General features: G+C 54.1%; 22 protein-coding genes. 10 read left to right on the forward strand and 12 right to left on the reverse strand.

What is annotated here, in order from left to right:
- Positions 1 to 1,008 carry a carbohydrate kinase family protein gene (locus tag BSK21_RS09160; RefSeq protein ID WP_067546419.1) on the forward strand — a complete coding sequence of 336 codons (1,008 nt, stop codon included), beginning with the start codon at positions 1 to 3 and terminating at the stop codon, positions 1,006 to 1,008.
- Between the two features lie 4 nt (positions 1,009 to 1,012).
- On the opposite strand, the gene BSK21_RS09165 is transcribed toward BSK21_RS09160, so the two are convergent.
- The gene (locus BSK21_RS09165) at positions 1,013 to 1,981 is read right to left on the reverse strand and encodes a sodium-dependent bicarbonate transport family permease (RefSeq protein WP_156529509.1); all 969 of its coding nucleotides are present in this window, start codon (positions 1,979 to 1,981) and stop codon (positions 1,013 to 1,015) included.
- 113 nt (positions 1,982 to 2,094) lie between these two features.
- Between BSK21_RS09165 and BSK21_RS09170 the strand changes: the two genes are divergently transcribed.
- From BSK21_RS09170 to BSK21_RS09210, 9 genes are all read left to right on the forward strand, one after another.
- Positions 2,095 to 2,982, forward strand: coding sequence for a hydrogen peroxide-inducible genes activator (locus BSK21_RS09170; protein WP_232230425.1), 888 nt, complete (start codon positions 2,095 to 2,097; stop codon positions 2,980 to 2,982).
- Between the two features lie 85 nt (positions 2,983 to 3,067).
- Positions 3,068 to 3,541, forward strand: coding sequence for a prepilin peptidase (locus BSK21_RS09175; RefSeq protein WP_067546428.1), 474 nt, complete (start codon positions 3,068 to 3,070; stop codon positions 3,539 to 3,541).
- A 191-nt stretch (positions 3,542 to 3,732) separates the two neighbouring features.
- Positions 3,733 to 4,152, forward strand: a complete 420-nt coding sequence (locus BSK21_RS09180) for a tetratricopeptide repeat protein (RefSeq protein ID WP_067546431.1) — start codon at positions 3,733 to 3,735, stop codon at positions 4,150 to 4,152.
- A 5-nt stretch (positions 4,153 to 4,157) separates the two neighbouring features.
- A complete protein-coding gene (locus tag BSK21_RS09185) occupies positions 4,158 to 5,501 on the forward strand; it encodes a type II and III secretion system protein family protein (RefSeq protein WP_197498073.1) in 1,344 nt (447 codons plus the stop codon).
- The gene (locus BSK21_RS09190) at positions 5,498 to 5,962 is read left to right on the forward strand and encodes a pilus assembly protein N-terminal domain-containing protein (protein WP_067546437.1); all 465 of its coding nucleotides are present in this window, start codon (positions 5,498 to 5,500) and stop codon (positions 5,960 to 5,962) included. The genes BSK21_RS09185 and BSK21_RS09190 overlap by 4 nt, the downstream gene beginning before the upstream one ends.
- 35 nt (positions 5,963 to 5,997) lie before the next feature.
- On the forward strand, positions 5,998 to 6,948 hold the full coding sequence (gene cpaB / locus BSK21_RS09195) for a Flp pilus assembly protein CpaB (protein WP_067546441.1): 951 nt from the start codon (positions 5,998 to 6,000) through the stop codon (positions 6,946 to 6,948).
- Between the two features lie 12 nt (positions 6,949 to 6,960).
- On the forward strand, positions 6,961 to 8,169 hold the full coding sequence (locus BSK21_RS09200; protein ID WP_067546444.1) for an AAA family ATPase: 1,209 nt from the start codon (positions 6,961 to 6,963) through the stop codon (positions 8,167 to 8,169).
- Entirely contained in the window at positions 8,154 to 8,597 is a 444-nt protein-coding gene (locus tag BSK21_RS09205; protein WP_067546447.1) for a TadE/TadG family type IV pilus assembly protein, read from the forward strand. Before BSK21_RS09200 ends, BSK21_RS09205 begins: the two co-directional genes overlap by 16 nt.
- Positions 8,594 to 9,001, forward strand: coding sequence for a TadE/TadG family type IV pilus assembly protein (locus BSK21_RS09210; RefSeq protein WP_067546450.1), 408 nt, complete (start codon positions 8,594 to 8,596; stop codon positions 8,999 to 9,001). Before BSK21_RS09205 ends, BSK21_RS09210 begins: the two co-directional genes overlap by 4 nt.
- Here BSK21_RS09210 and BSK21_RS09215 read toward each other — a convergent pair whose 3' ends face one another.
- The 11 genes from BSK21_RS09215 to BSK21_RS09265 all read right to left on the reverse strand — a co-directional run bounded on the left by BSK21_RS09215 (position 9,002) and on the right by BSK21_RS09265 (position 19,887).
- Entirely contained in the window at positions 9,002 to 10,258 is a 1,257-nt protein-coding gene (locus BSK21_RS09215; protein ID WP_067546453.1) for a pilus assembly protein TadG-related protein, read from the reverse strand.
- Positions 10,259 to 10,313: 55 nt separating this feature from the next.
- A complete protein-coding gene (locus tag BSK21_RS09220; protein WP_067546456.1) occupies positions 10,314 to 11,264 on the reverse strand; it encodes a type II secretion system F family protein in 951 nt (316 codons plus the stop codon).
- Position 11,265: 1 nt separating this feature from the next.
- The gene (locus tag BSK21_RS09225; RefSeq protein ID WP_067546459.1) at positions 11,266 to 12,231 is read right to left on the reverse strand and encodes a type II secretion system F family protein; all 966 of its coding nucleotides are present in this window, start codon (positions 12,229 to 12,231) and stop codon (positions 11,266 to 11,268) included.
- A gap of 5 nt (positions 12,232 to 12,236) precedes the next feature.
- Positions 12,237 to 13,643: a CpaF family protein gene (locus tag BSK21_RS09230; RefSeq protein ID WP_067546462.1), complete on the reverse strand. Its 1,407-nt coding sequence runs from the start codon at positions 13,641 to 13,643 to the stop codon at positions 12,237 to 12,239.
- A gap of 57 nt (positions 13,644 to 13,700) precedes the next feature.
- Entirely contained in the window at positions 13,701 to 13,871 is a 171-nt protein-coding gene (locus BSK21_RS09235) for a Flp family type IVb pilin (protein ID WP_074039005.1), read from the reverse strand.
- 703 nt (positions 13,872 to 14,574) lie between these two features.
- On the reverse strand, positions 14,575 to 14,994 hold the full coding sequence (locus BSK21_RS09240) for a hypothetical protein (RefSeq protein WP_067546465.1): 420 nt from the start codon (positions 14,992 to 14,994) through the stop codon (positions 14,575 to 14,577).
- On the reverse strand, positions 14,939 to 15,682 hold the full coding sequence (locus tag BSK21_RS09245) for a S8 family serine peptidase (protein ID WP_067546468.1): 744 nt from the start codon (positions 15,680 to 15,682) through the stop codon (positions 14,939 to 14,941). The genes BSK21_RS09240 and BSK21_RS09245 overlap by 56 nt, the downstream gene beginning before the upstream one ends.
- Positions 15,618 to 16,103, reverse strand: coding sequence for a hypothetical protein (locus BSK21_RS09250; protein ID WP_074039006.1), 486 nt, complete (start codon positions 16,101 to 16,103; stop codon positions 15,618 to 15,620). Before BSK21_RS09250 ends, BSK21_RS09245 begins: the two co-directional genes overlap by 65 nt.
- 300 nt (positions 16,104 to 16,403) lie before the next feature.
- Positions 16,404 to 17,207: a 3-hydroxybutyrate dehydrogenase gene (locus tag BSK21_RS09255; protein WP_067546471.1), complete on the reverse strand. Its 804-nt coding sequence runs from the start codon at positions 17,205 to 17,207 to the stop codon at positions 16,404 to 16,406.
- A complete protein-coding gene (locus tag BSK21_RS09260) occupies positions 17,204 to 18,730 on the reverse strand; it encodes an AMP-binding protein (RefSeq protein WP_067546474.1) in 1,527 nt (508 codons plus the stop codon). Before BSK21_RS09260 ends, BSK21_RS09255 begins: the two co-directional genes overlap by 4 nt.
- Positions 18,727 to 19,887 carry an acetyl-CoA acetyltransferase gene (locus BSK21_RS09265; protein WP_231924688.1) on the reverse strand — a complete coding sequence of 387 codons (1,161 nt, stop codon included), beginning with the start codon at positions 19,885 to 19,887 and terminating at the stop codon, positions 18,727 to 18,729. Before BSK21_RS09265 ends, BSK21_RS09260 begins: the two co-directional genes overlap by 4 nt.
- Positions 19,888 to 19,900: the final 13 nt, after the last annotated feature.

The raw sequence follows: 19,900 nt of genomic DNA on the forward strand, positions 1-19,900 counted from the left end.
ATGCGCAAGGGGTTTGTGACCGCAGGCACGTGGTGCGTTGATCGCAACATTACCGTCGATCAATGGCCCAAAGAGGACATGATCGCTGCCGTTCAAAAGGTCGAATTGGCGGGTGGCGGGTCTGGCTGCAACTTTGCCGTCGATATGCGCCGACTGGACCCTGATATGCCGGTCTGGACCCAAGGTCTGATTGGTGCGGGCGAGATGGGCGATTTCTTGATCGGGATCGCCGACGAATACGGCATTGATCGCAGCGGCCTTCACCGCACTGCTGACGCACAGACCCAAGTAACCGACGCCTATGTGTCGGCCCAAACGGGTCGTCGCACGCATATCCTGTTTTTCGGTGTGGCGGACCTGATGACGCCAGACCATTACGATTTTTGGACCTGTTCAGCGCGTGTTCTACACCTCGGGCTTCCAGGCATTCACAAACAGATGGACGCAGCGTGGGGCGACGATGCCAATGGTTGGGTCACGGTTCTGCGCAAGGCCAAGGCCGCAGGGCTAAAGACCAACTTTGAATTTGTTGTGGGACCTGAGGAGAAGATCAGAAAGGTCGGCCACCCTTGCCTGCCGCACCTCGATACCTTGGTGGTTAATGATTTCGAAATTGGCGCGCTGGCGGGCCGCAAAACTGTTGAGGACGGTGTGACAGATCGGGATCAAGTTTTTGCCGCAGCCAAAGAGGTCCTCGCCATGGGCGCGATGGAACTGGTCGCGGTTCATTTCACCCAAGGTGCCGTTCTGGTTACCCGTGACGGCACCGAAACCTTCCAACCCTCGGTTCGGATCGCAGATAAGGACCGCAAGGGCGCAAATGGGGCTGGCGATGCCTTTGCCGCAGGGTTCCAATACGGGCTTCACGAAGGATGGACAGGGCAAGACGCGCTCAAACTCGGTCACGCAGCTGCCGCCGCCTGCCTACGGTCGGTCGGCACGTACACGACCGTAGAGACAGCGGCGGACTGTTTGGCGTTGGCTCAAACGTGGGGTTGGCGAGAGTAGACCCTCAAATGAGGCCAGCCAGCCAGAGGTAAAGCGGCAGACCAACCGTGATATTGAACGGGAACGTCACGCCAAGCGATAGGGTCAGGTAGATCCCCGTCTCTGCCTTGGGCAGCGCGATTTTCATCGCCGCCGGCACGGCGATGTAAGAGGCCGACGCCGCGAGCACCATCAACAAAAACTGGCTGCCCGTTTGCAGACCGATCACTAAGCCTAGCCCCATGGCGAGGATCGCACCGATCAGCGGCATCATCATGCCAAAGGCAAAGAGGCCCGTGCTGAGGAGGTGACGGTTTGTGATGAGGCTCCGCCCCGCAGACAGACCCATATCCAGCAAAAACAGGCAGAGGATGCCGACAAACGGCGTCACAACGAAGGGCGCTATCATCTCCATCCCTTTGTCCTGCGTCAGTGCACCGATCAAGAAGGCGCCGCTCAGTAGAACGATGGAGCCATTGGCAAAGAGTTCGCGCATCGGGACGCTGGCCTCTTGGCCATCGCGACCAAACCGATTTGCAATCCAAAGCGCAGAGAGGATCGCGGGCACCTCCATCACAGCGGCAACAGCCACCATGTAGCCGTCAGCCACCAGTCCCGTCAGTTCAAGGAGACTAGACGCAGCGACAAAGGTCACAATGGAGATCGAGCCATAATGCCCCGCGACCGCCGCCGCGGTCGTCACATCCAGCCGCGTCATCGTGCGGAGCAGCATGTAGGCGAGGAACGGTAGAAGGAATGACAACAACAAACCCGCTGCCAGTGCGAGGAAAACCTCAAAACTTAGCCCTCCTTCGGCAAGGCTATGCCCCCCTTTGAACCCAATGGCGAGCAGCAGGTAGAGCGACATGAACTTTGCTGCGCCTTCGGGAATAGACAGGTCACTGCGCACAAAGGCCGCGATAAGGCCCAGCACAAAGAACAAAATCGTCGGCACCATAAGGTTTCCAACAAGGCTATCGAGCATCTGCATAATTTATCTCTCCAACAGGTTTGCGGCCTGTTGCCCGAAAACTACTGATAGCTTAAATACAAATTAACATTGTTATTCATAGTTTGAGGCTATGCATGCGCCCAACCTTACGGCAAATGGAATATATCGTCACCGTTCACCAGTTGGGCGGCTTTGGACTCGCTGCGGAAAAGCTGAACGTCAGCCAACCGAGCCTATCGACCCAGATCGCCGCCGTAGAGAGCGACCTCGGCGTTCGGCTCTTTGATCGGAGCCGTGCTGGAGTTGAGACGACTGCGCGCGGGCTGGATTTCGTGAAACGCGCCCAGCGTATCTTGGCCGAGGTCGAAGCACTGCGTGGCACCATGCTCTCCGACCTGCCATTTGGCGGTAGGCTGCGCCTAGGGGTCTTACCCTCTATCGGGCCGTATCTTTTGCCTCAAGCGATCACAGCCTTGCACGATGCAGAACCCGATCTGCGCGTTGTGGTACGTGAGGAAAACACCCTGCTGTTGGATGACGGCATCCGCAGTGGTCGGTTCGATGCAATTATCTCTACCCCCGAAGACCACCCTAACACCATGCAACACCCTTTGTTTGTGGAACCACTTTGGGTCGCAGTCGCGCAGGACCACCCACTTGCCCATCGATCGAGCGTGACAGCCGCCGACCTGACGGGGCAGCGGCTTCTGACGTTGGATACGGGGCACCGATTGTCGCGCATCGTTTACGGCATCGCTGGCGCGAGTGGAGCGATTGTGTCGGACGACTACGAAGGCACGAGCCTCGACTCCATCGTTTTGATGGCAGCGACGGGTGCTGGGATCGGCATCCTTCCCGACCTTTTCGCCCGTAGGCAAGGCATCCACCGCAGCGAAGTGCGGGTCATGCCGCTGGTCACGCCAGACTCCCACCGTACCATCAGCCTCTTGGTGCCGAGCGATCGGACCGAAAAATTTGCAGGCGCTTTGGCTCGCATTCTGCGCAGCGCGGCTAAGGCACTGGAATTGAACGTGATCGAATAGCCCATGTAGATATTCATTTTTGAAATTGGACCGATGGGAGATTTTCAAATAACGTGATTAGACTGGGCAGAATTAAGGTGTGGAAATGCTTTCACTCATTCTAACGGCTACACTTTTAGCGTTGCTTTTCGGCTGCGCATTCAGCGATTTAAACTCTGGCCGCATTCCAAATTTCCTAACGTTTTCAATTCTTATAGTCGCCATTCTTCGTGCGGTTTTATTCCCATCTTTTGGCGTAACCGTTATCCAAGCGCTCACTTCCGCAGGATTGGTGCTCGTCGTCGGCTATGCAGTATGGCGGTTTAGGCTCATCGGTGCGGGCGATATCAAAATGCTGACCGCCGTTTCGGCGTTGGCGAATTTAACGAAGCTGCCCATTTTCATTTTGCTTCTGGCCCTCATTGGCGGGGCGCAAGCAATCGTGTTTTCAATCTTAGAAAAGCGATACGGCATCGTCCTGACCAAAAATGACAAACGCGGCAAAGCAACAATGCCAGCGGGTATTTCCATCGCAATCGGCACGGTTATCTTCGTTTTATATGGTGTTGATTTTGCGTAGAAATATACCTTCGTATATATTCAGTTGAGCAAGGTGTATTTTTTACCCGTTTGGGTTTATGTAATAATATGATGTAAGTCTTATAAGTAAAAAACAAAACCAACAGGCAGTGGATGTGGATTTACAGGTGTTCGGACACAAGGTTAAATTTCTGACTATTGCACTCGTGCTCAGCGCCTGCACAGGGCGTGATGTTCCAGCGCCAAGTTGAGTATCTTTCCCCCACACCGCTCCCCGAAAATGTTCAAGCCGTCAGCCCAGCGTCGGCAGCCTCTGTTGGGCTCGCGAAATTCTCAGCAGGCGATTACGGGGCGAGTGTTATCTATCTACAGCAGGCCACGGCTGCGTCCCCCGACAATGCAGAGGTTTGGCTCGCTTTAGCAGCCGCAGCTGACCGTGCAGGCCGTTTTGATATTTCTCGTCCCGCCTACGAAAAGGTCCTCGGCCTCGTGGGGCCTGTTTTTGAATATCAAAACAACATCGGATTTTCCTACATCCTCCAAGGCCGCCACGCCGATGCGGAACGCGCTCTTAATGCAGCTCTCACGCTGAAGCCGAACGACGAAACCGCCCTGAATAATTTGGCCCTGTTGCAGAGGATCAAAGGATGATCGGGATGCGCAACGTACTTTCCTCGCTGCTTTTGACGCTGTCGTTGACAGCGGCCCTACCGACAAATGCCATCGCGGATCAAGGCACCGAAGCCGCTGCGCCGCATTCTGAACGCATCCAGCTTGTTGTTGGGAAATCTCGGTTTGTAGACCTCGAATTTGCAATCGGAACCGTCATCGTCGGTGATCCTGCGATTGCAGACATTGTCGTCGTAAATCCCAACCGTTTTTACCTATTGGGCAAGGCATCTGGCACGACCAACATTCAAATTCTGGATGACATCGGGCAAGTCGAACAAGTCCTCGATCTGGTTGTAGGCATCGACGCGGATGAGGTCGCGCGTGCAATCCGCAGTGCATTACCCGGATCCTCGGTTTCTGCGCATTCCATCAACGGACGCATTCGTCTGGGCGGTGAAGTCGCTGACGACGCTGCACGCAAACGGGCCGTCGATATCGCGTCGAGCTTTAGCGACCAGCCGATCATTGATACGATGGTGACGTCGAGCCCAAAGCAAGTATTCCTTCAGGTTCAAATCGTAGAGGCATCGCACTCTGTCGGACAGGAACTTGGCATGAACCTGACCTCGGTTAACCTATCGGTCGACGGAACACTTACAAGCGCGGGCAACACATCGAACAGTTTCTACTCGGCCACGACAACAATCGACGCCATGGTTCAGCAAGGCATTGCACGATATCTCGCGACACCGACGCTCACTGCATTGTCGGGTCAGACGGCGAGCTTTCTTGCAGGTGGTGAAATCCCCGTCCCCGTTTCAGTCAGCGACCCGGGACAGGTCGAATACAAAGAATTCGGTGTTCGCCTCAGCTTTACTCCCAATGTTCAGGAAAACGGTCTGATCAACCTAGTTCTGGAACCCGAGGTGAGCCAGATCGACACGAACAGTTCTTATGTTTCGAACGGGTTTTCTGTTCCCGGATTTTCGACCCGCCGTGCATCGACCACTGTGGAATTGCGCGACGGAGAAAGCTTTGTGATTGCAGGCCTCATGCAAACAACCGAAGTCCGTGGCACAACGGGTTTGCCGGCGTTTAGCGAACTCCCTGTTATCGGCGCCCTGTTCCGCGCATCGGAACTGTCGGACAAGAACACGGAACTGCTGATCATCGTGACACCCAGCATGACCCGCCCCGCACCGCGTGGCGCGAATATTGAGACTCCACTGGATAGCACACGCGCCAGCCGTGGGGCCGAGCTGTTCCTTGATGGCAACGTCGAACGCAACGCCTACGATCTGCGTGACCTCCTGACTGGCGAAGGTATATCTGGTCACTTCGGCCCTGTTCTCACGATCGGCGGCGAGGGAGCATTTGTAGCTCAATGACAAAGATTGCACTCATATCCGCAGCCCTTGCGATCCTAGGCAATGCCGCCTTTGCCGAAGACTGCCCTGCCGTTGATGGGTTCTATCCCGTCGCACTGGCCGCACCAGACGCGACGACGGCCTCAACAGAGATCGAGCTCTGCAAAGGAGACGTTGCAAAACTCGTCATCTCAGAGGGCATTGATACGCTCATCATCGGTGATCCGCAGGTTGTGGCAGCTAACCTTGGGTCTGATAGCCTTGTGTTTCTGACAGGTTTGAATTCGGGCGAAAGCGACGTCGTAGTGCTGTCGGACAATGGCGCTAAACTCGCGACAGTGAGCCTGAAGGTGATCGGCGCGACCTCGCGGGCACCTGCCCCCGTCCCGCCCCCTGTTGACGGGTCTGATCGTCAAATCGTGATCATGAAGGGCACCGACATGGGCCTTCTTGAATGCGCCTACGACTGCCTAAGAGACTAAGCACAGCGGTATAGACCGACTGGGAGGAACCAGACGTGACACGTATAATTATTGTGGTTCTCGCAATCCTATCGGGCGGTGCGACGTGGCTGTTTCTGTCACTCGGCACGGCCAGTGTCGAACAGTCTGCAACGGACGAAGCGCCCCAAGTCATCACTCGGGTGTTGGTTTATGCCCGTGACCTGCCCCGCGGCACACGTTTGACGAACGATGTCTATCGCTGGGAAGAACGTCAGCCGCAGAACATTCCAGCTGACGCGTTTAGCAGCGTCGAAACCGACCCCGCCATTCCCGCGTCAGTCCAGCGAATGCTCTTGCGAACCAACGTGCTGTCTGGAGACATTGTGCGCCCCACGCAGCTGGTCAGCGGCGTTGCTGGTTTCCTATCTCTTGCCCTTTCGCCGAACATGCGAGCAGTGGCCATTCGTGTGACCTCCGACAAAATTGCAGGCGGGTTTATCCTGCCTGAGGATCGGGTTGATGTGGTACATACAGTCGTGCGTGACATCGACGGTGACGGCGTATCGAACGGGGTTTCACAAACCATTCTGCGCAGCGTCCGCGTTCTCGCGATTGGTGAGACGCCCACCGATCAGACGGTGACCCGGACCGCAGAACAGCAAGACGCGCTATCGGGCCAAGCACCGAGCCGTGTTTTGTTGGGCGACACCGTGACCCTCGAAGTCAGCGAAGAACAGGCGCGCGTTTTGTTTTCCGCAGCGGCTAGCGGCACGTTGACACTCACCCTCCTCGCGCTCGAAGATCACGTCCTTGCGCAAGTCGGCGATATTTCCACTATCTCTGAGGTGATCAGCACGCCGACTGAAGCACCTGCCGCGCAGGTCCCCACACCGATCATTCAACAGGTGGTGACGCCGACTGCACAATCAGTTGACGCGCAGAATGTTGAAATGCCTCGCGTGACCATCATTTCTGGTGGGCAATCGATTACAATCGAAGTGCCAGCATCGGAAACTGGTGAATAAGGGAGCACGATAATGGCGAACACACATAACTATTCTTCGGTTTTTATCCCTCGCAGCACTGTCGCGTGCTTCTGCGTCTCCGAAGACTGTGCCAACTCCCTCACCCAAGTATCCTCAAGCCCGATTATGTCTCGTGCGCATGTTTCGGTCGCGATGGGGGGACTTGAAGCTGCTATCCTTGCCTTTCCAGTTGGGCGGACACCTGACGTCATCATCGTCGAACATGATGGCGATATTGAAGAACTCGAACAACTCGCTGAAGTCTGCGCGATCAGCACCAGTGTGATCGTAATCGGTTCAACGAATGACGTTGTGCTCTATCGTAAATTGTCAGCGCTCGGCGTGGCAGATTACCTTTTCAAACCGCTCGACGACGTCATCCTGATCGACACTCTCGCACGGGTTTTTGCATCGCGCCGTGTGGGCCGTGGTGGCACTGTCTGTTCGGTCTTTTCAGCTGGTGGCGGCACAGGGTCATCAACGATTGCACAGAACTTTGCCGTCGCCTTGGCCAAGTCGCCAGACGTAAAAATTTGCGTGATCGATCTCGATATGGCCATGGGCACAACGGCTCTGAATTTTGATCTAAAGCCGATGCGGGGCCTTCGTGAATTGCTGTTGTCCCAGAAGGATTTCAACATTGCCGACGTTGAGCAGACTGCGATTGACCGAAGGAATGGCGTGTCGATTTTGGCCTCAGTCCCAAGCTTGCAAGACTTCGCTCTGCCCGACCCTGAGCGTGTTGGGCACCTATTGGAGCTAGCGCGGACACTTTGGGATTACATTATCATTGACCTGCCCCCAGGTTGGTCCGAGCTACATGCCGATATGTTCGCAACGTCGGAAATGGCGCTTATCGTTGCTAAACCTAACCTCTCTTCGTTCCAAGCAGCGAGCGTCATGATGCGCATGAACGAAAGCCTGCGCAAAACGCTGACAAAGCCACAAATCGTCCTGAACCGATTACGACGCCGTGCGAAAACAGATCTAAAGTCCGATGACTTCCTGCGAATCTCAGGCGGGCTGCCTGTGCATGAGTTTAGCGAGAACGACGCGCTTTATGCAGATGCGACGGAACAAGGAAAAGTCGTAATGGAGCTCCCCAAAACGGGCGATTTGGAACAATCGTTTTCCGATCTCGTGGCACAGTTGACAGGCACACATTTCCAACAGACCGGAAAAAACGCGGCCAGAAGTCTAAAGCTATGGCGCAGAAAATAGGACGCCTCCGCAAATTCTGGGCAGATTGCAGCGGTGCAGCTGCTTTGGAATTCGCACTTGTAGCACCACCGCTGATTTTGATGGTGGTTGGCATGGTCGATATTGGCTGGCTTCAATTCCAAAAAACCATGCTGCAGCAGATCACCCGTGAAGGCGCGAGTGCTGCGATGGCTGGACTTGACCCTGAAACCGCCATGTCGTCCGTGATCGCCATTAAACGACTAAGCGGCACTCCGACGGTCAGCATGACCTGTCTAAACGATCTAGGCTCAGTTGTTGCGCCCTGCACGGCTTCAGGTGCGATCGATAAAAGCGTTGTGACGGTTAGCCTCTCCATCACAATGAACCACTCGCCGCTTATTGCTTATGCAGAAAACTTTGGGGTCGGCGGTGAGATTTCAGATAACCTCAAGGTTCAACTCAGATGATGTCGTGGCTTAGAAAATCAAAGTTTGCACGCTCTGAGGACGGCGCGACCGCCGTTGAGTTCGCGCTCGTCGCGCTGCCGTTGATCACACTCACATTCGGCATCGTGGAATTCGGACGGTTGATGCTCGCAAACCAAGAAGTCAGCTATGCAGCCGACTTGGCCTATCGTCATGTTATTCTCAAAGCAGCTGCTTTGGATGCGACCGAGATTTCGGACTTATCAGCGCAACTGCAATCAAATCTCACGGTGGCTGGCTCTGTGATAGTCACGACCGTAGATACGGGCACGACAATCAAGATCGATGCAGACTACGATTTTGAACTCTTGCTCCCGGTCTTAGATGTCTCCACCGTCAACCTGCACGAAACGCTCTACGCGACCGTCGCTTTGCCGACGCAGTGATCACTGCACAAGACGCGCACCACCCGGAACGACTGTTGTCGAAATGTAGGATGTTCCGAATTTTTCAATTGCACAGGCACCATCAATCGACACGAGACCATTCCCGTCGAGTTCGAGTGTATCAGTCGCAATCGCGAGGCATTTCGACTGTTCACCCGCAACTGAGTTTCCTGTCAAAGTGATCGTGCTCGCCCCCGCCATGTAGATGATACCCTCACCATAAACGTCCGCGGTCCCCTTCATATCGAGGTGGCTGGTTGGAGCCCCGATAATGAACCGACCATAGAGCGGGTTCGTCGGATCGGTGGGAGCACTGACAGGAACATCTGACGTCCCGAAGACAATAGTCCCGCTCAGTTCAACATCCGCATTTGGCTCGAGCAAGAACGTGACGCCCTCGTAGCCAATCGGCGACGTCGCCACGGTCATATTCACGTTGCCGTTAATTCGGTAGACGCCATACCCATTGGATTTGGGAAGCGCAGGCACAATGTAGAGCCCCGGCGCGAGCTGGATATCGCCGGTAATTCCCCCTTCGGGCAAGACACAGTAGGGAATGGTGTAGCCATCTTTGAGGATAGTCGTAGAAGGAGAAATTTCGCCGGATGACGGGCACTCTGGACGGTCCGCATATTCAGTCACATCTGGCACCCAACTGTTTTTCAGTGCCAAAATTTCGTCCGTATTTTGCTCCGCTTTGACCGACGTGCATTCCCCATATTCCGAAGCATTGGAGTCCAGCAAACACCCGTTCGTCACTTCAGCATGGCCCGTCAACGACGTGTTCTTGGCGTAGCCATAACACCCAGGAATATCCAAGGTGGAGCTGCCGCTGAGGTCAATGAGGGTGGTTGCATAGACACAGTTCGATAGTGTGTCACCCGGCATGGTCACGGCAATGGCCGAAGCCGAAATGTCGATCGTCGGGCTATCGATGAAATAGCGGCTGTAAAAACGATCAAGAGTTCGGGTGACGGTGACTTTGACACAATTCGGGTCAACGGTACTGCAGGCCGCAGGAATGTTAGTGCCAGTTAGCAAAATTCCGCTGCCCGCTAGTTCTCCAATCGTGGCACCAGAACTTACCCCAACATCGGCGATTGTGGAGTTTACGGCCGTAGCGGTACCGTACGCCCCAAGTGACACCGCCCCTGAAAAGGCCGTCACATCAGCAACGTGTTGCAGCTTGCTCTGCGCCATGCGCCAGCCTGTGACCTCTGTGCCCAATGCCACAAAACCGATCAACACAGGCGCCATCAAGGCCACATAGGTGGCCGTCGCGCCCTCTTCGTTCCTGAAGAAACGAACTATGTTAGAGTTTGATAGCATTGAGGAAGATCGGACCGAGGATAACAACAAACAGAACGGGTAAGAAAAACACAACGAGCGGGATCGTGAGTTTTGGCCCCAACGCCGCAGCTTTGCGTTCCACATTGGTCACGCGAATTTCGCGATTAGCATGCGAAATAGTCCGTAAGGACTGTGCAATTGACGAGCCCTGACGCTCGGCTTGGATCAGCGCGATGGTTGCGGATTTCACGCTCGGCAGATCAATCCGTTCAGAGAGGTTCGCATAGGCGCTTCGGCGATCAGGCAGGATCGACATCTCTGCGATTGTGATCGCCAACTCTGAGGCCAAAACGGGGGCGCTCAATGCGATTTCAGACGTCACGCGACGCAAAGCCGCCTCGACCGAGAGGCCACTCTCGACACAGATGATCATGAGATCGAGCACGTCCTGCCAGTAGCGCTGAACCTCGGTCCGCCGCTTTTCGATGAGGTTTTTCACGTACAGATCAGGCAGGAAGAACGCGAAAAGCGTGATACCGATGGTCATTCCCCACGCCATCAGCGGAGAGTTGATGTAAGTCCCAGCCGACGAGAAGAGAAAGTAAAATGTGGTCACTGACGCAATCGAGCCAACAACCTTGAACAAAAGATAATAGAGACGCGCATGTTTATTTCTTATCCCAGCCATCAGAAGACGTTTCGAAAACTTCTGATTGACGGGGTTAAGCGGGCGTAGTTTCTCGGCAAAACCTTCAAATAGGTTTGCGATCGACGCCTTAATCAAACTCAGGTCGGCGCCATCGCTCTTTTCACGGGACGCCGATTTGTCACCAGCGATCATCTCTGCACGTTGAGACAGCCGTGACGAGCTTTTCAGTTCGTTCAAGATAAGCACCATGATCGACGCGACCATGACGGCGACGAGGACTGGGAGGACCAATTGAAGTGTGGCAGGCGTGAGAAGGTTTTCCACGTTACACCTCGATATTGATCATTGCGGTCATCACGAAGACGCCAATCGCCATCCAGATCACACTGCTCAGGACGATAATGTTGCCCAACGGTGTCTCGATGAGCGGGGCAATCGTAGACGGTGCGAGAAGAATATTCATGCCACCAACAGCGGGCGGAATGATCCCAATAATCCAGGCAGAGGTCCGACCTTCAGAGCTCATCGCCCGAATTTTACCGTGCAGTAGTTCCCGATCACGAAGGATTTTTGCAAGGTTACCCAAACCTTCGGTCAAGTTACCACCCGTCCGTGCCTGCAGGGAGACAACGATAGCGAGGAAGTTGACCTCTTGGCTCGGGATGCGGTTCGCAAAACGGTGAACGGCCTCTTCCATCGACAGGCCAATACTCAAGTCGTTGAGAAGGCGTGCAAATTCACCCCGCAACGGGTCTTTGAGTTCAGATGCCGCGAGTTTGAGACAATCATTCAACGACAAACCCGACCGTAGACCGCGCACAACGATATCAAGCGCGTTTGGTAAGTCTCGGTGGATTTGTTTCATACGGCGGTTGGTTTGATAATTCAGGAACACCCGCGGAACGACCGAAATCATCAAGATGAACGTCAGGAACTGAACGATGATCCCGACCGAAAGAAACCCGATCAAGATTGAGGTGATCAGCGCAGTCACCCCCCACCGAATGTAGTGACTACGCAAGTCGCCCGAATGACCCGCAAACCGCAGCCGCATACGCAGGGTCAAACGCCCCTTTGCACGGCGCATGGCCTCAAGTTCACGGAGCGCTTGCTCTACCGACTGGACGTTTTGTTGAGAGACATCTTTGGAATGTTTGGACAATCCATGTAGCTGCGTGACCTCAAACAGGCGACGACGCCGACGGGCATCACGTTGCACCTTGCCATACAAAATGGCCCATAGGAGCAACCCGCTGGTCAGAGTTGCGAAGAGTGAGATTAGGACCGGCATGTCGATTAACTCGATTTGCTTTGGTCGGCTGCTACACTGTTTATATCAGCGAGCGCAGTCGCGAGGGCATCAGTTTCGTTGAAATAGCTGGCTCGGCTAGAGAACTTTGGCACACCGATACCAGTACCCGCGTGACGACCAATGATGCTTCCATTTTGATCTTCGCCGTCGATCTCGAACCGAAGTAGATCCTGAGTAACAATGGTGTCTTCTTCCATACCGACAACCTCGGTGATCGCAGAAATAACGCGACGACCATCGCGCAAACGCGCTGTCTGCACGACCACATCAATCGAGCCAGCAATCATTTCCCGAATATTTGCGGCAGGCAAGTTAAAGCCAGCGCCGACAACCATAGTTTCAATGCGGCGGAGTGCTTCGCGAGGAGAGTTTGCGTGCACGGTACCCATGGACCCATCGTGGCCCGTATTCATGGCCTGAAGCAAGTCAAACGCTTCACCGCCACGAACCTCGCCCACGACAATACGGTCAGGACGCATACGAAGACAGTTCTTTACCAAGTCCCGCATAACGATTTCACCCTCACCTTCAAGGTTGGCAGGGCGCGTCTCTAGCCGCACAACGTGCTGCTGTTGAAGCTGAAGTTCCGCCGCATCTTCGCATGTCACGATACGTTCGGAGTGTTCGATAAAGCCTGTAAGGCAGTTCAAAAGCGTCGTCTTACCAGAGCCCGTGCCGCCCGAAACGATAAGGTTGCAGCGAGATTTACTGATAATCCGAAGCAGTTCCGCGCCCGACGGCGTAATCGAATTGAATTTGACCAGATCGGCGAGCGTCAGCTTGTCTTTTTTGAACTTACGAATTGTTAGTACTGCGCCATCCAACGCTAAAGGCGGTGCAATGACGTTCACACGAGAACCATCCAGCAAACGCGCGTCACAAATAGGCGAACTCTCATCTACACGGCGGCCAACCATCGAAACAATGCGCTGGCAAACATTGAGGAGATGCTCGTTATCCTTAAATCGGATTTCGCTTCTGACCACCTTACCACCGACTTCGATGAAAACGTTCCGAGGGCCGTTCACCATGATGTCGGTAATATCATCGCGGGCCAGCAAAGGTTCTAACGGGCCAAACCCGACCACATCGTCGACAAGAGAGTCCACAATGCGATTAACCAACGCCCCAGGGACCGGCTCGCTTCGACGCGCCAGAATTTCCCGAGCAAGACGCGCAATCTCTTGGCGTGCCTGCTGGACGTCAATTTCCTGAAGGTGCTGTGCGTCTACAATCTCAATCAAAGAACGACGTAGTTCTTCTTTCAGCTCATAGAACAGATCATCCGACTTGTCAGTTTGATCGACTTTGGTCGCGCTACTGGAAACAACCTGAACATCGGGTGATTTTCGATTTTCCGTTTTACCAAATACCGCGCGACCAAAAGCCATTTTCGTAATCCTAAGCTCTAGCTTTGGGGTTTGGCCGTCAACTGCCAGAAGTAGGAATTACTGCGCAGGAGCTACAGCGGTAGCAATTGCGTTAAAGCTATCCTTAAGGTTGCCCCCAAGCGCCGTAAGAGCGGCAATAATGACAACTGCAATAAGACCAGCAATTAGGCCGTATTCAATTGCGGTTGCGCCGTCTTCGTCTTTCAAGAAGTCTTTGAAGTTTTGCATCTTCGATCTCTACATAATCTGTGGTCCAAAAATGGGCTTTTAAAACCACCAAAGCAATAGACCAGACCTGCAAAACACTGTCGCATTCGATGACCTGCACACAATAACGAATATATAGGTGTAAAATATGTTACAATAAATTTAATCAAAAGAATTAAATAAATATACTTTAGGATACAATCCTTCCGAACGAAAAACAACCATAAGGTATTCATCGAGCGAAAACTGACGACTCACAAATATCACCCTAAAGCTGAGTAATAGTCGCAAAACAGCGAGAAGATCGGAGGACGACGAACCTACTAAGACAGCTTTTCATAGTCTGCAGGACTGATGCGAACTTCACTTTTATGGCAATAAACTTAGCATCACAGCCATTTTCACAAAAATCACGGACACAAATCCCCCACCGACCCAATACGCCTCAAAGGCGAACAAAACAGATCAACACAAAACAACCTTTAAGGTAACAATTCAAAAACTTATCCAAATTCATCTAAAGCACGAAGTTGCACCAAGTCACCCAATTATTGAGAGATATTTTCCAATATTAATTATCGAATTTCACACCACCGAACATGCTATTTGGAATTTACCATTGCAATTATTCACGAAAATTTTACCCGATCTGCCGCTTAATTAACGATCTCGGATAAAATTATTTCGACCTTCTGATCAAATTTTTTAGAACTCTATTTTCGGGTCAGAGCCTAAAATTGAATGCTACCCAAACCATATTTCCATGTGCCCCTTCAATATGACCCGCATTGAGGCTGTGCCCTATGGCGAAGGTCAACGACGCACTGTCGATGGAGCTGAGCGCGCCCATGGTCCTTGCAACAAGCTCGGACGCTGCAATATCAAACGTGCCATCCAAGCCACCCAAGGCGTAAACGGTCTCGCTCGACAGTGCATCGGCAAGAGCATTTCCTGACAAGGAACCAGACACAGCCGCCACCTGCCCCGCGGACAGATTGATGCTCTGCCCTTCCGCGACAAGAACACTGGCCGTCCCAATCGGCAAAAGCGCCGCCCGCAGGTCTAGGAAACCATGCCCGAATTCGTCGTTATAAGCGTGTGATACGCCCGACCCGAAATCGATCGACCCGGTGAAATCCGTCATCCATGACGTTATCTGCAGAGGCCAAAAGGCGGTCGCGCAATTGGGAGGCCGAAAGGTCATGGAAGGCCTCAGCCAGTAGAGCCACAGCACCAGAGATTTGCGGCGTTGCGTAACTGGTGCCCGTGCCTGAGGTATAGCCGGTATCGGTGTAATCCGTCGCGATATAGATCGATCCATCCGCAGTCATACAAAACGCCGCGGTCTGCATACAGGCGGACGAGATACGCTCTACCGCGGTGATCCCGTATTCATCAAACGTTGCCGCACCATTCACGACGGTGATCCACGATCCTTCGAGGTCGGGATAGAGAAGCGGCAAAACCCCAACGTTATAGGCGTCCAGTTCGTCATGGTAGTTCGACAGAGCAAACACCACGACGCCGTTCTGCGCATAGTCGCGCATCGCATCAATGTATGAGGAGGCCCCGGAGTACTGACCAAAGTAATACTCGAAGGTCGATTGATTAAAATCACGGGACAATTGCCACGAATTATTCATCGCAATGGCACCAGCCGCATTGGCCTCAGTCACCATTATCGCACGCTCATCCCACGTCGAACCCGTCTGATAGTCCCACGTCCCGAGAAACAGATCGGCACCAGAGGCGACACCTTCGACAGCATCAATGCCGGTACCTCCTCTGCCAACAGCGATACTTGCCACCGCCGTGGTGATCATCGCGCGCATGCAAATTTGAAACGGAGGAGTGCGTCACTTTCACGCCGTCGAACGTTTCATGGCTCAAACGGACCGCATTATCCATGATGGCAATCGTCTGACCCGCCCCCGTAAGACCGACAGATCGTGCATAATCGACACGCGCGGCCTCAAGCGGACGGCCACCGCGCCAATTCAAGTTGTTCGTAAAATTCGAGGTGTTGCGGACAGCACGGACAGCGGCCATCGAGAACTCGGTCACGACCCCACGAACCCACCCAGTTCCGAGTTCGCCACCGGGCCCCCATGTCGATTTAGAATACTGCTCGCTCAGTGCAGAGCTAGAGCCACCGTAAGAATAGTCAGTTTCATCCTCACCACTGCCGCCACAACCGATAAGAGCGAAAAGCGAAAGTATGTAGGTCGTTCTGTAAATCGCAGAACAACGCATTGCATGAGCCTTTAAAAAGCACAGCAAGAGACCCGCCGCAGCAGGGAACCCAATAAATCAATACAAATGTAACAACTGCATCCGCCAAAATAAGCGGTAGCGATCCGTTGCAAAAATGAAAACGAGGTAAAAAATCACCACTTAAGGTTTAACAACTCATGAGATAAATCTCACACAAAATTAGATCGAGGGCTGAAATGTCAAAATTGACGCACCGTAATTAAGAGGTTTCCATGTCAACTAGCAGGTTGCCCCTTTCGAGGCGGCTCGTATCACGAATGAGAATTAGGGCCATGCCCGTTATTGCGCCGTCCAACCACCATCAACTGGGATCACCGCGCCTGTGACATTGTGCGCAATCGGGTTGCACAGCCAGAGGGCAAGAGCCCCGATTTCGGACGGGTCAGATGTCCGTCGGCTTGGTTGTTTTTCGGCGAGAAGTTCGGCAATGCCTTTCTCGCGGTCGCCATTATATTTGGCTGCCCGTTCGATGATCTGCGGTTCAATTATCGCCGTCTCGGTCCAACCAGGCCCGATACAGTTCACAGTGATGCCGCCATCACGTTTGGTCCCCGCGGCCGCGTATTCCAAAGCAGCGACCTTTGACATGCCCACCAATCCGAATTTCGACGCGCAATAAGGAACCTTGGCCACCGAGGCGACGGTGCCGTGGACGCTTGCGATGTTGATCACGCGACCATAGCCCTTCTCAGCCATTTTCGGCATAGCGAGGCGCATCGTGTGGAACGGACCAGAAAGGTTAATGCCGATGATCGCATCCCACGTATTGCTATCAATATCGGCGAGCATGGCGGTTTTCTGGATGCCCGCATTATTCACCAAAACATCGACTCCACCCCATTCATCGACTTCCGCCATCATTCGTTCAATGGCCTCAACGTCTCGCATGTCCGCCTCAAAGAACCGCGCTTCAGGTGCACCAGCGGCCAGCAATGTGTTCACTGCAGCTTGCGCTTGGGCGGCATCGGCAAGTCCGTGAACCGCAATGCGTGCCCCTGCACCTGCGAGTTCTTTTGCAATGGCCAAACCAATGCCTTGGACAGATCCTGTAACCAGAGCCGTTTTACCTGTCAGGAATGTCATGTCGTGGGTTCCTTTTTCATACGGTCTCTCAATTCAGTTTTAAGGACTTTACCATAGTTATTTTTGGGGAGTGCATCGATAAACCGATAGGCTTTGGGCCGTTTGAATCGAGCGATCCGGTCGAGGCAAAGCGCATCCAATTCAGCGGGCGAAACGTCACCGTCAGGCAGCGAGACGACGAACGCTATCACCTCTTCGCCCCATTCGGGATGTGGCGTGCCTATGACCGCAACCTCGTGAACATTCGGGTGGCTCAGTAGAACCTCTTCAACCTCGCGGGGGTAGATGTTCGAACCGCCAGAAATGATCATGTCCTTGGACCGGTCCTGCAAGGTGACATAGCCGTCGTCATCCATGCGCCCCATATCACCCGTCCAGAGCCACCCATTGCGGATCGCCTTTTGGGTCGCCTCAGGGTTCTGCCAATAGCCAGACATCACGGTCGCGCCTTTGACGACGATTTCGCCTATCTCACCTCGTGGCAACTCCACTCCATCCTGATCAACGATACGCACGCGAACCGCGCTCTGTGCGGTGCCGACAGAATTCAAACGTTCCCGCCAGCGTGGATGAGCGCGGTCGATCACGTCACCACGAGGTAAGGCGGTAATGCCCATAGGACATTCGCCTTGGCCGTAGATTTGGACAAAGCGCGCGCCCATCACCTCGGTCGCGTCCAATATGTCGGCCTCATACATCGGACCGCCAGCGTAAACGATGGTCCGAAGACCTTCGCCCGTTTCAGAACAGGCTTTCGCCTTGTCGACCAGCCGCCGCACCATCGTCGGCGCTGCGAACATGGAAATTGGGCCCATTCGTTTGCCCAGTGTCAGGATTTCCGCAGCATCAAAACCGCCACTTTCGGGAACCAGATGCCGCATACCGCGCATCACATGCATAAAGTTATAGAGCCCTGCACCATGCGACATCGGCGCGGCATAAAGGATCGCGTCCTCAGCGAAAACGTCATCCACGTCGGTGAAATAGGTAAAGGTCATCGCAGCAATGTTGCCGCAGGTGAGTGCCACGCCTTTGGGTTTTCCTGTGGTGCCTGAGGTGTAGAACAACCACAAAAGATCGCTCTCGTTTAGGCCAACTGGCGCAGGCATCGGATCGGCCTGTTTCATTTCCGCAAACGCGGCTCCGTTCACTGAAATAATCTCTCGACCATTCAGCAATTCCGACAGACCTTTCACCAGAGCGTCATCACTGAATACCAAATCAGCACCCGCATCATCGATGATCCAAGCCGCCTCTTTGGGATGCAGTTTAGCATTGATCGGCACCGCCGCCGCACCCGCGTACCAAATGCCATAGAGCACGTCGAGAAAATCGGGGCGGTTATACATGAACACCGCCACACGATGCCCTGCCCCAATGCCGCATGCCGTCAACGTAGCCCCAATCGACGCCGCTGCGCGGTCAAAGCCCGCATAAGTCGATAGGAGTGCTTCGCCAGAATAGAGTGCAGGACGATCAGGGGACCGCGTTGCCGTTCGTTTCAACCATTCAGCAGGGTTCATCGAACGGCCTCGAGGATTGAACAATAGTTCGCAACGCCCGAGCCGCCCATGTTGAACACACAGGCCAGCTCGGCACCGTCCAACTGAACGCCGCCCGCCTGCCCAGTGACCTGTTGCGCAGCAAGGACATGCATCGATACACCCGTTGCACCGACGGGATGCCCTTTGGCCTTTAGCCCACCAGATAGGTTGATCGGAAGACGGCCACCGCGCAGGGTCGCGCCCTCAGTCACGAGGCTGCCCCCTTTGCCTTTTTCGACAAGCCCCATCGCCTCGTAGATCATCAGCTCCGCGATAGTGAAGCAATCATGCACTTCAGCCAGATCGAGATCATCAACGGTAATCCCCGCCATTTCATATGCGGTTTCAAAGGCGCGACGCGCGGCGGTCAATTCGGTCATATCGCGCCGCGACATTGGCAGAAAATCGTTCATCTGCACGGCAGCCCGAAATCCCGCCACGTGGTTAAAGTCCGCCGTCATGTCGTCGGCCACCATCACCAGCGCCGCTGCGCCATCGCTGATGAGCGAACAATCGGTGAGCTTTAGCGGGGCCGCGATCATCGGGTTCTTGACACTGACCTCATTGCAGAAATCAAACGTCACTTCGCGCTGCAAATGGGCCAAAGGGTTATTCAGTGCGTTTTGATGGTTTTTCACCGCGATCCGTGCAAGCGTTTCAGACTGATCGCCAAAGGCATCATAATATCCCGTGGCGATACGGCCAAAGATTTGCGGGAAACTGACACCAGCTTCTTCAGCAGAATAGGATGCACCAGCGAGAGCCGCCGTCACGCCCTTAGTGTCGAGCTCGGTCATCTTTTCGACCCCGATCACCAACACACAGCGCGCGTCGCCAGCGCGGATCGCATTGCGCGCGGCATAGACAGCCGCAGATCCTGACGCGCAGGCGTTTTCCACACGGGTCGCCGGTTTAAAGCGCAAACCGTCATCTATCCCCAACACAAGCGAAGCGGCAAACGCGTCAGGCACCATGCCATTGTTAAAATGACCGAGCCATATAGCGTCGATATCGTTCGGCGAGAGACCTGCGTTTTTGATGGCCTCAGATGCCGCCTGCTCGATCAACGCCTCAAAGCTCATGTCACGATGCACACCAAATTTGGTGTGCCCCCAGCCAACTATTCTTGCGTCCACACTTGTCTCCATT

The organism is Marivivens sp. JLT3646, from assembly GCF_001908835.1.
Taxonomy (GTDB): Bacteria; Pseudomonadota; Alphaproteobacteria; order Rhodobacterales; family Rhodobacteraceae; genus Marivivens; species Marivivens geojensis.

Coding starts and splice junctions, on each gene's coding strand:
- BSK21_RS09160 (WP_067546419.1), top strand. CDS start 1: ATGCGCAAGGGGTTTGTGACCGCAGGCACGTGGTGCGTTGATCGCAAC.
- BSK21_RS09170 (WP_232230425.1), top strand. CDS start 2,095: ATGGAATATATCGTCACCGTTCACCAGTTGGGCGGCTTTGGACTCGCT.
- BSK21_RS09175 (WP_067546428.1), top strand. CDS start 3,068: ATGCTTTCACTCATTCTAACGGCTACACTTTTAGCGTTGCTTTTCGGC.
- BSK21_RS09180 (WP_067546431.1), top strand. CDS start 3,733: ATGTTCCAGCGCCAAGTTGAGTATCTTTCCCCCACACCGCTCCCCGAA.
- BSK21_RS09185 (WP_197498073.1), top strand. CDS start 4,158: ATGCGCAACGTACTTTCCTCGCTGCTTTTGACGCTGTCGTTGACAGCG.
- BSK21_RS09190 (WP_067546437.1), top strand. CDS start 5,498: ATGACAAAGATTGCACTCATATCCGCAGCCCTTGCGATCCTAGGCAAT.
- BSK21_RS09200 (WP_067546444.1), top strand. CDS start 6,961: ATGGCGAACACACATAACTATTCTTCGGTTTTTATCCCTCGCAGCACT.
- BSK21_RS09205 (WP_067546447.1), top strand. CDS start 8,154: ATGGCGCAGAAAATAGGACGCCTCCGCAAATTCTGGGCAGATTGCAGC.
- BSK21_RS09210 (WP_067546450.1), top strand. CDS start 8,594: ATGATGTCGTGGCTTAGAAAATCAAAGTTTGCACGCTCTGAGGACGGC.
- BSK21_RS09215 (WP_067546453.1), bottom strand. CDS start 10,258: ATGGCGCCTGTGTTGATCGGTTTTGTGGCATTGGGCACAGAGGTCACA.
- BSK21_RS09225 (WP_067546459.1), bottom strand. CDS start 12,231: ATGCCGGTCCTAATCTCACTCTTCGCAACTCTGACCAGCGGGTTGCTC.
- BSK21_RS09230 (WP_067546462.1), bottom strand. CDS start 13,643: ATGGCTTTTGGTCGCGCGGTATTTGGTAAAACGGAAAATCGAAAATCA.
- BSK21_RS09235 (WP_074039005.1), bottom strand. CDS start 13,871: ATGCAAAACTTCAAAGACTTCTTGAAAGACGAAGACGGCGCAACCGCA.
- BSK21_RS09240 (WP_067546465.1), bottom strand. CDS start 14,994: ATGACGGATTTCACCGGGTCGATCGATTTCGGGTCGGGCGTATCACAC.
- BSK21_RS09245 (WP_067546468.1), bottom strand. CDS start 15,682: ATGCGCGCGATGATCACCACGGCGGTGGCAAGTATCGCTGTTGGCAGA.
- BSK21_RS09250 (WP_074039006.1), bottom strand. CDS start 16,103: ATGCGTTGTTCTGCGATTTACAGAACGACCTACATACTTTCGCTTTTC.
- BSK21_RS09255 (WP_067546471.1), bottom strand. CDS start 17,207: ATGACATTCCTGACAGGTAAAACGGCTCTGGTTACAGGATCTGTCCAA.
- BSK21_RS09260 (WP_067546474.1), bottom strand. CDS start 18,730: ATGAACCCTGCTGAATGGTTGAAACGAACGGCAACGCGGTCCCCTGAT.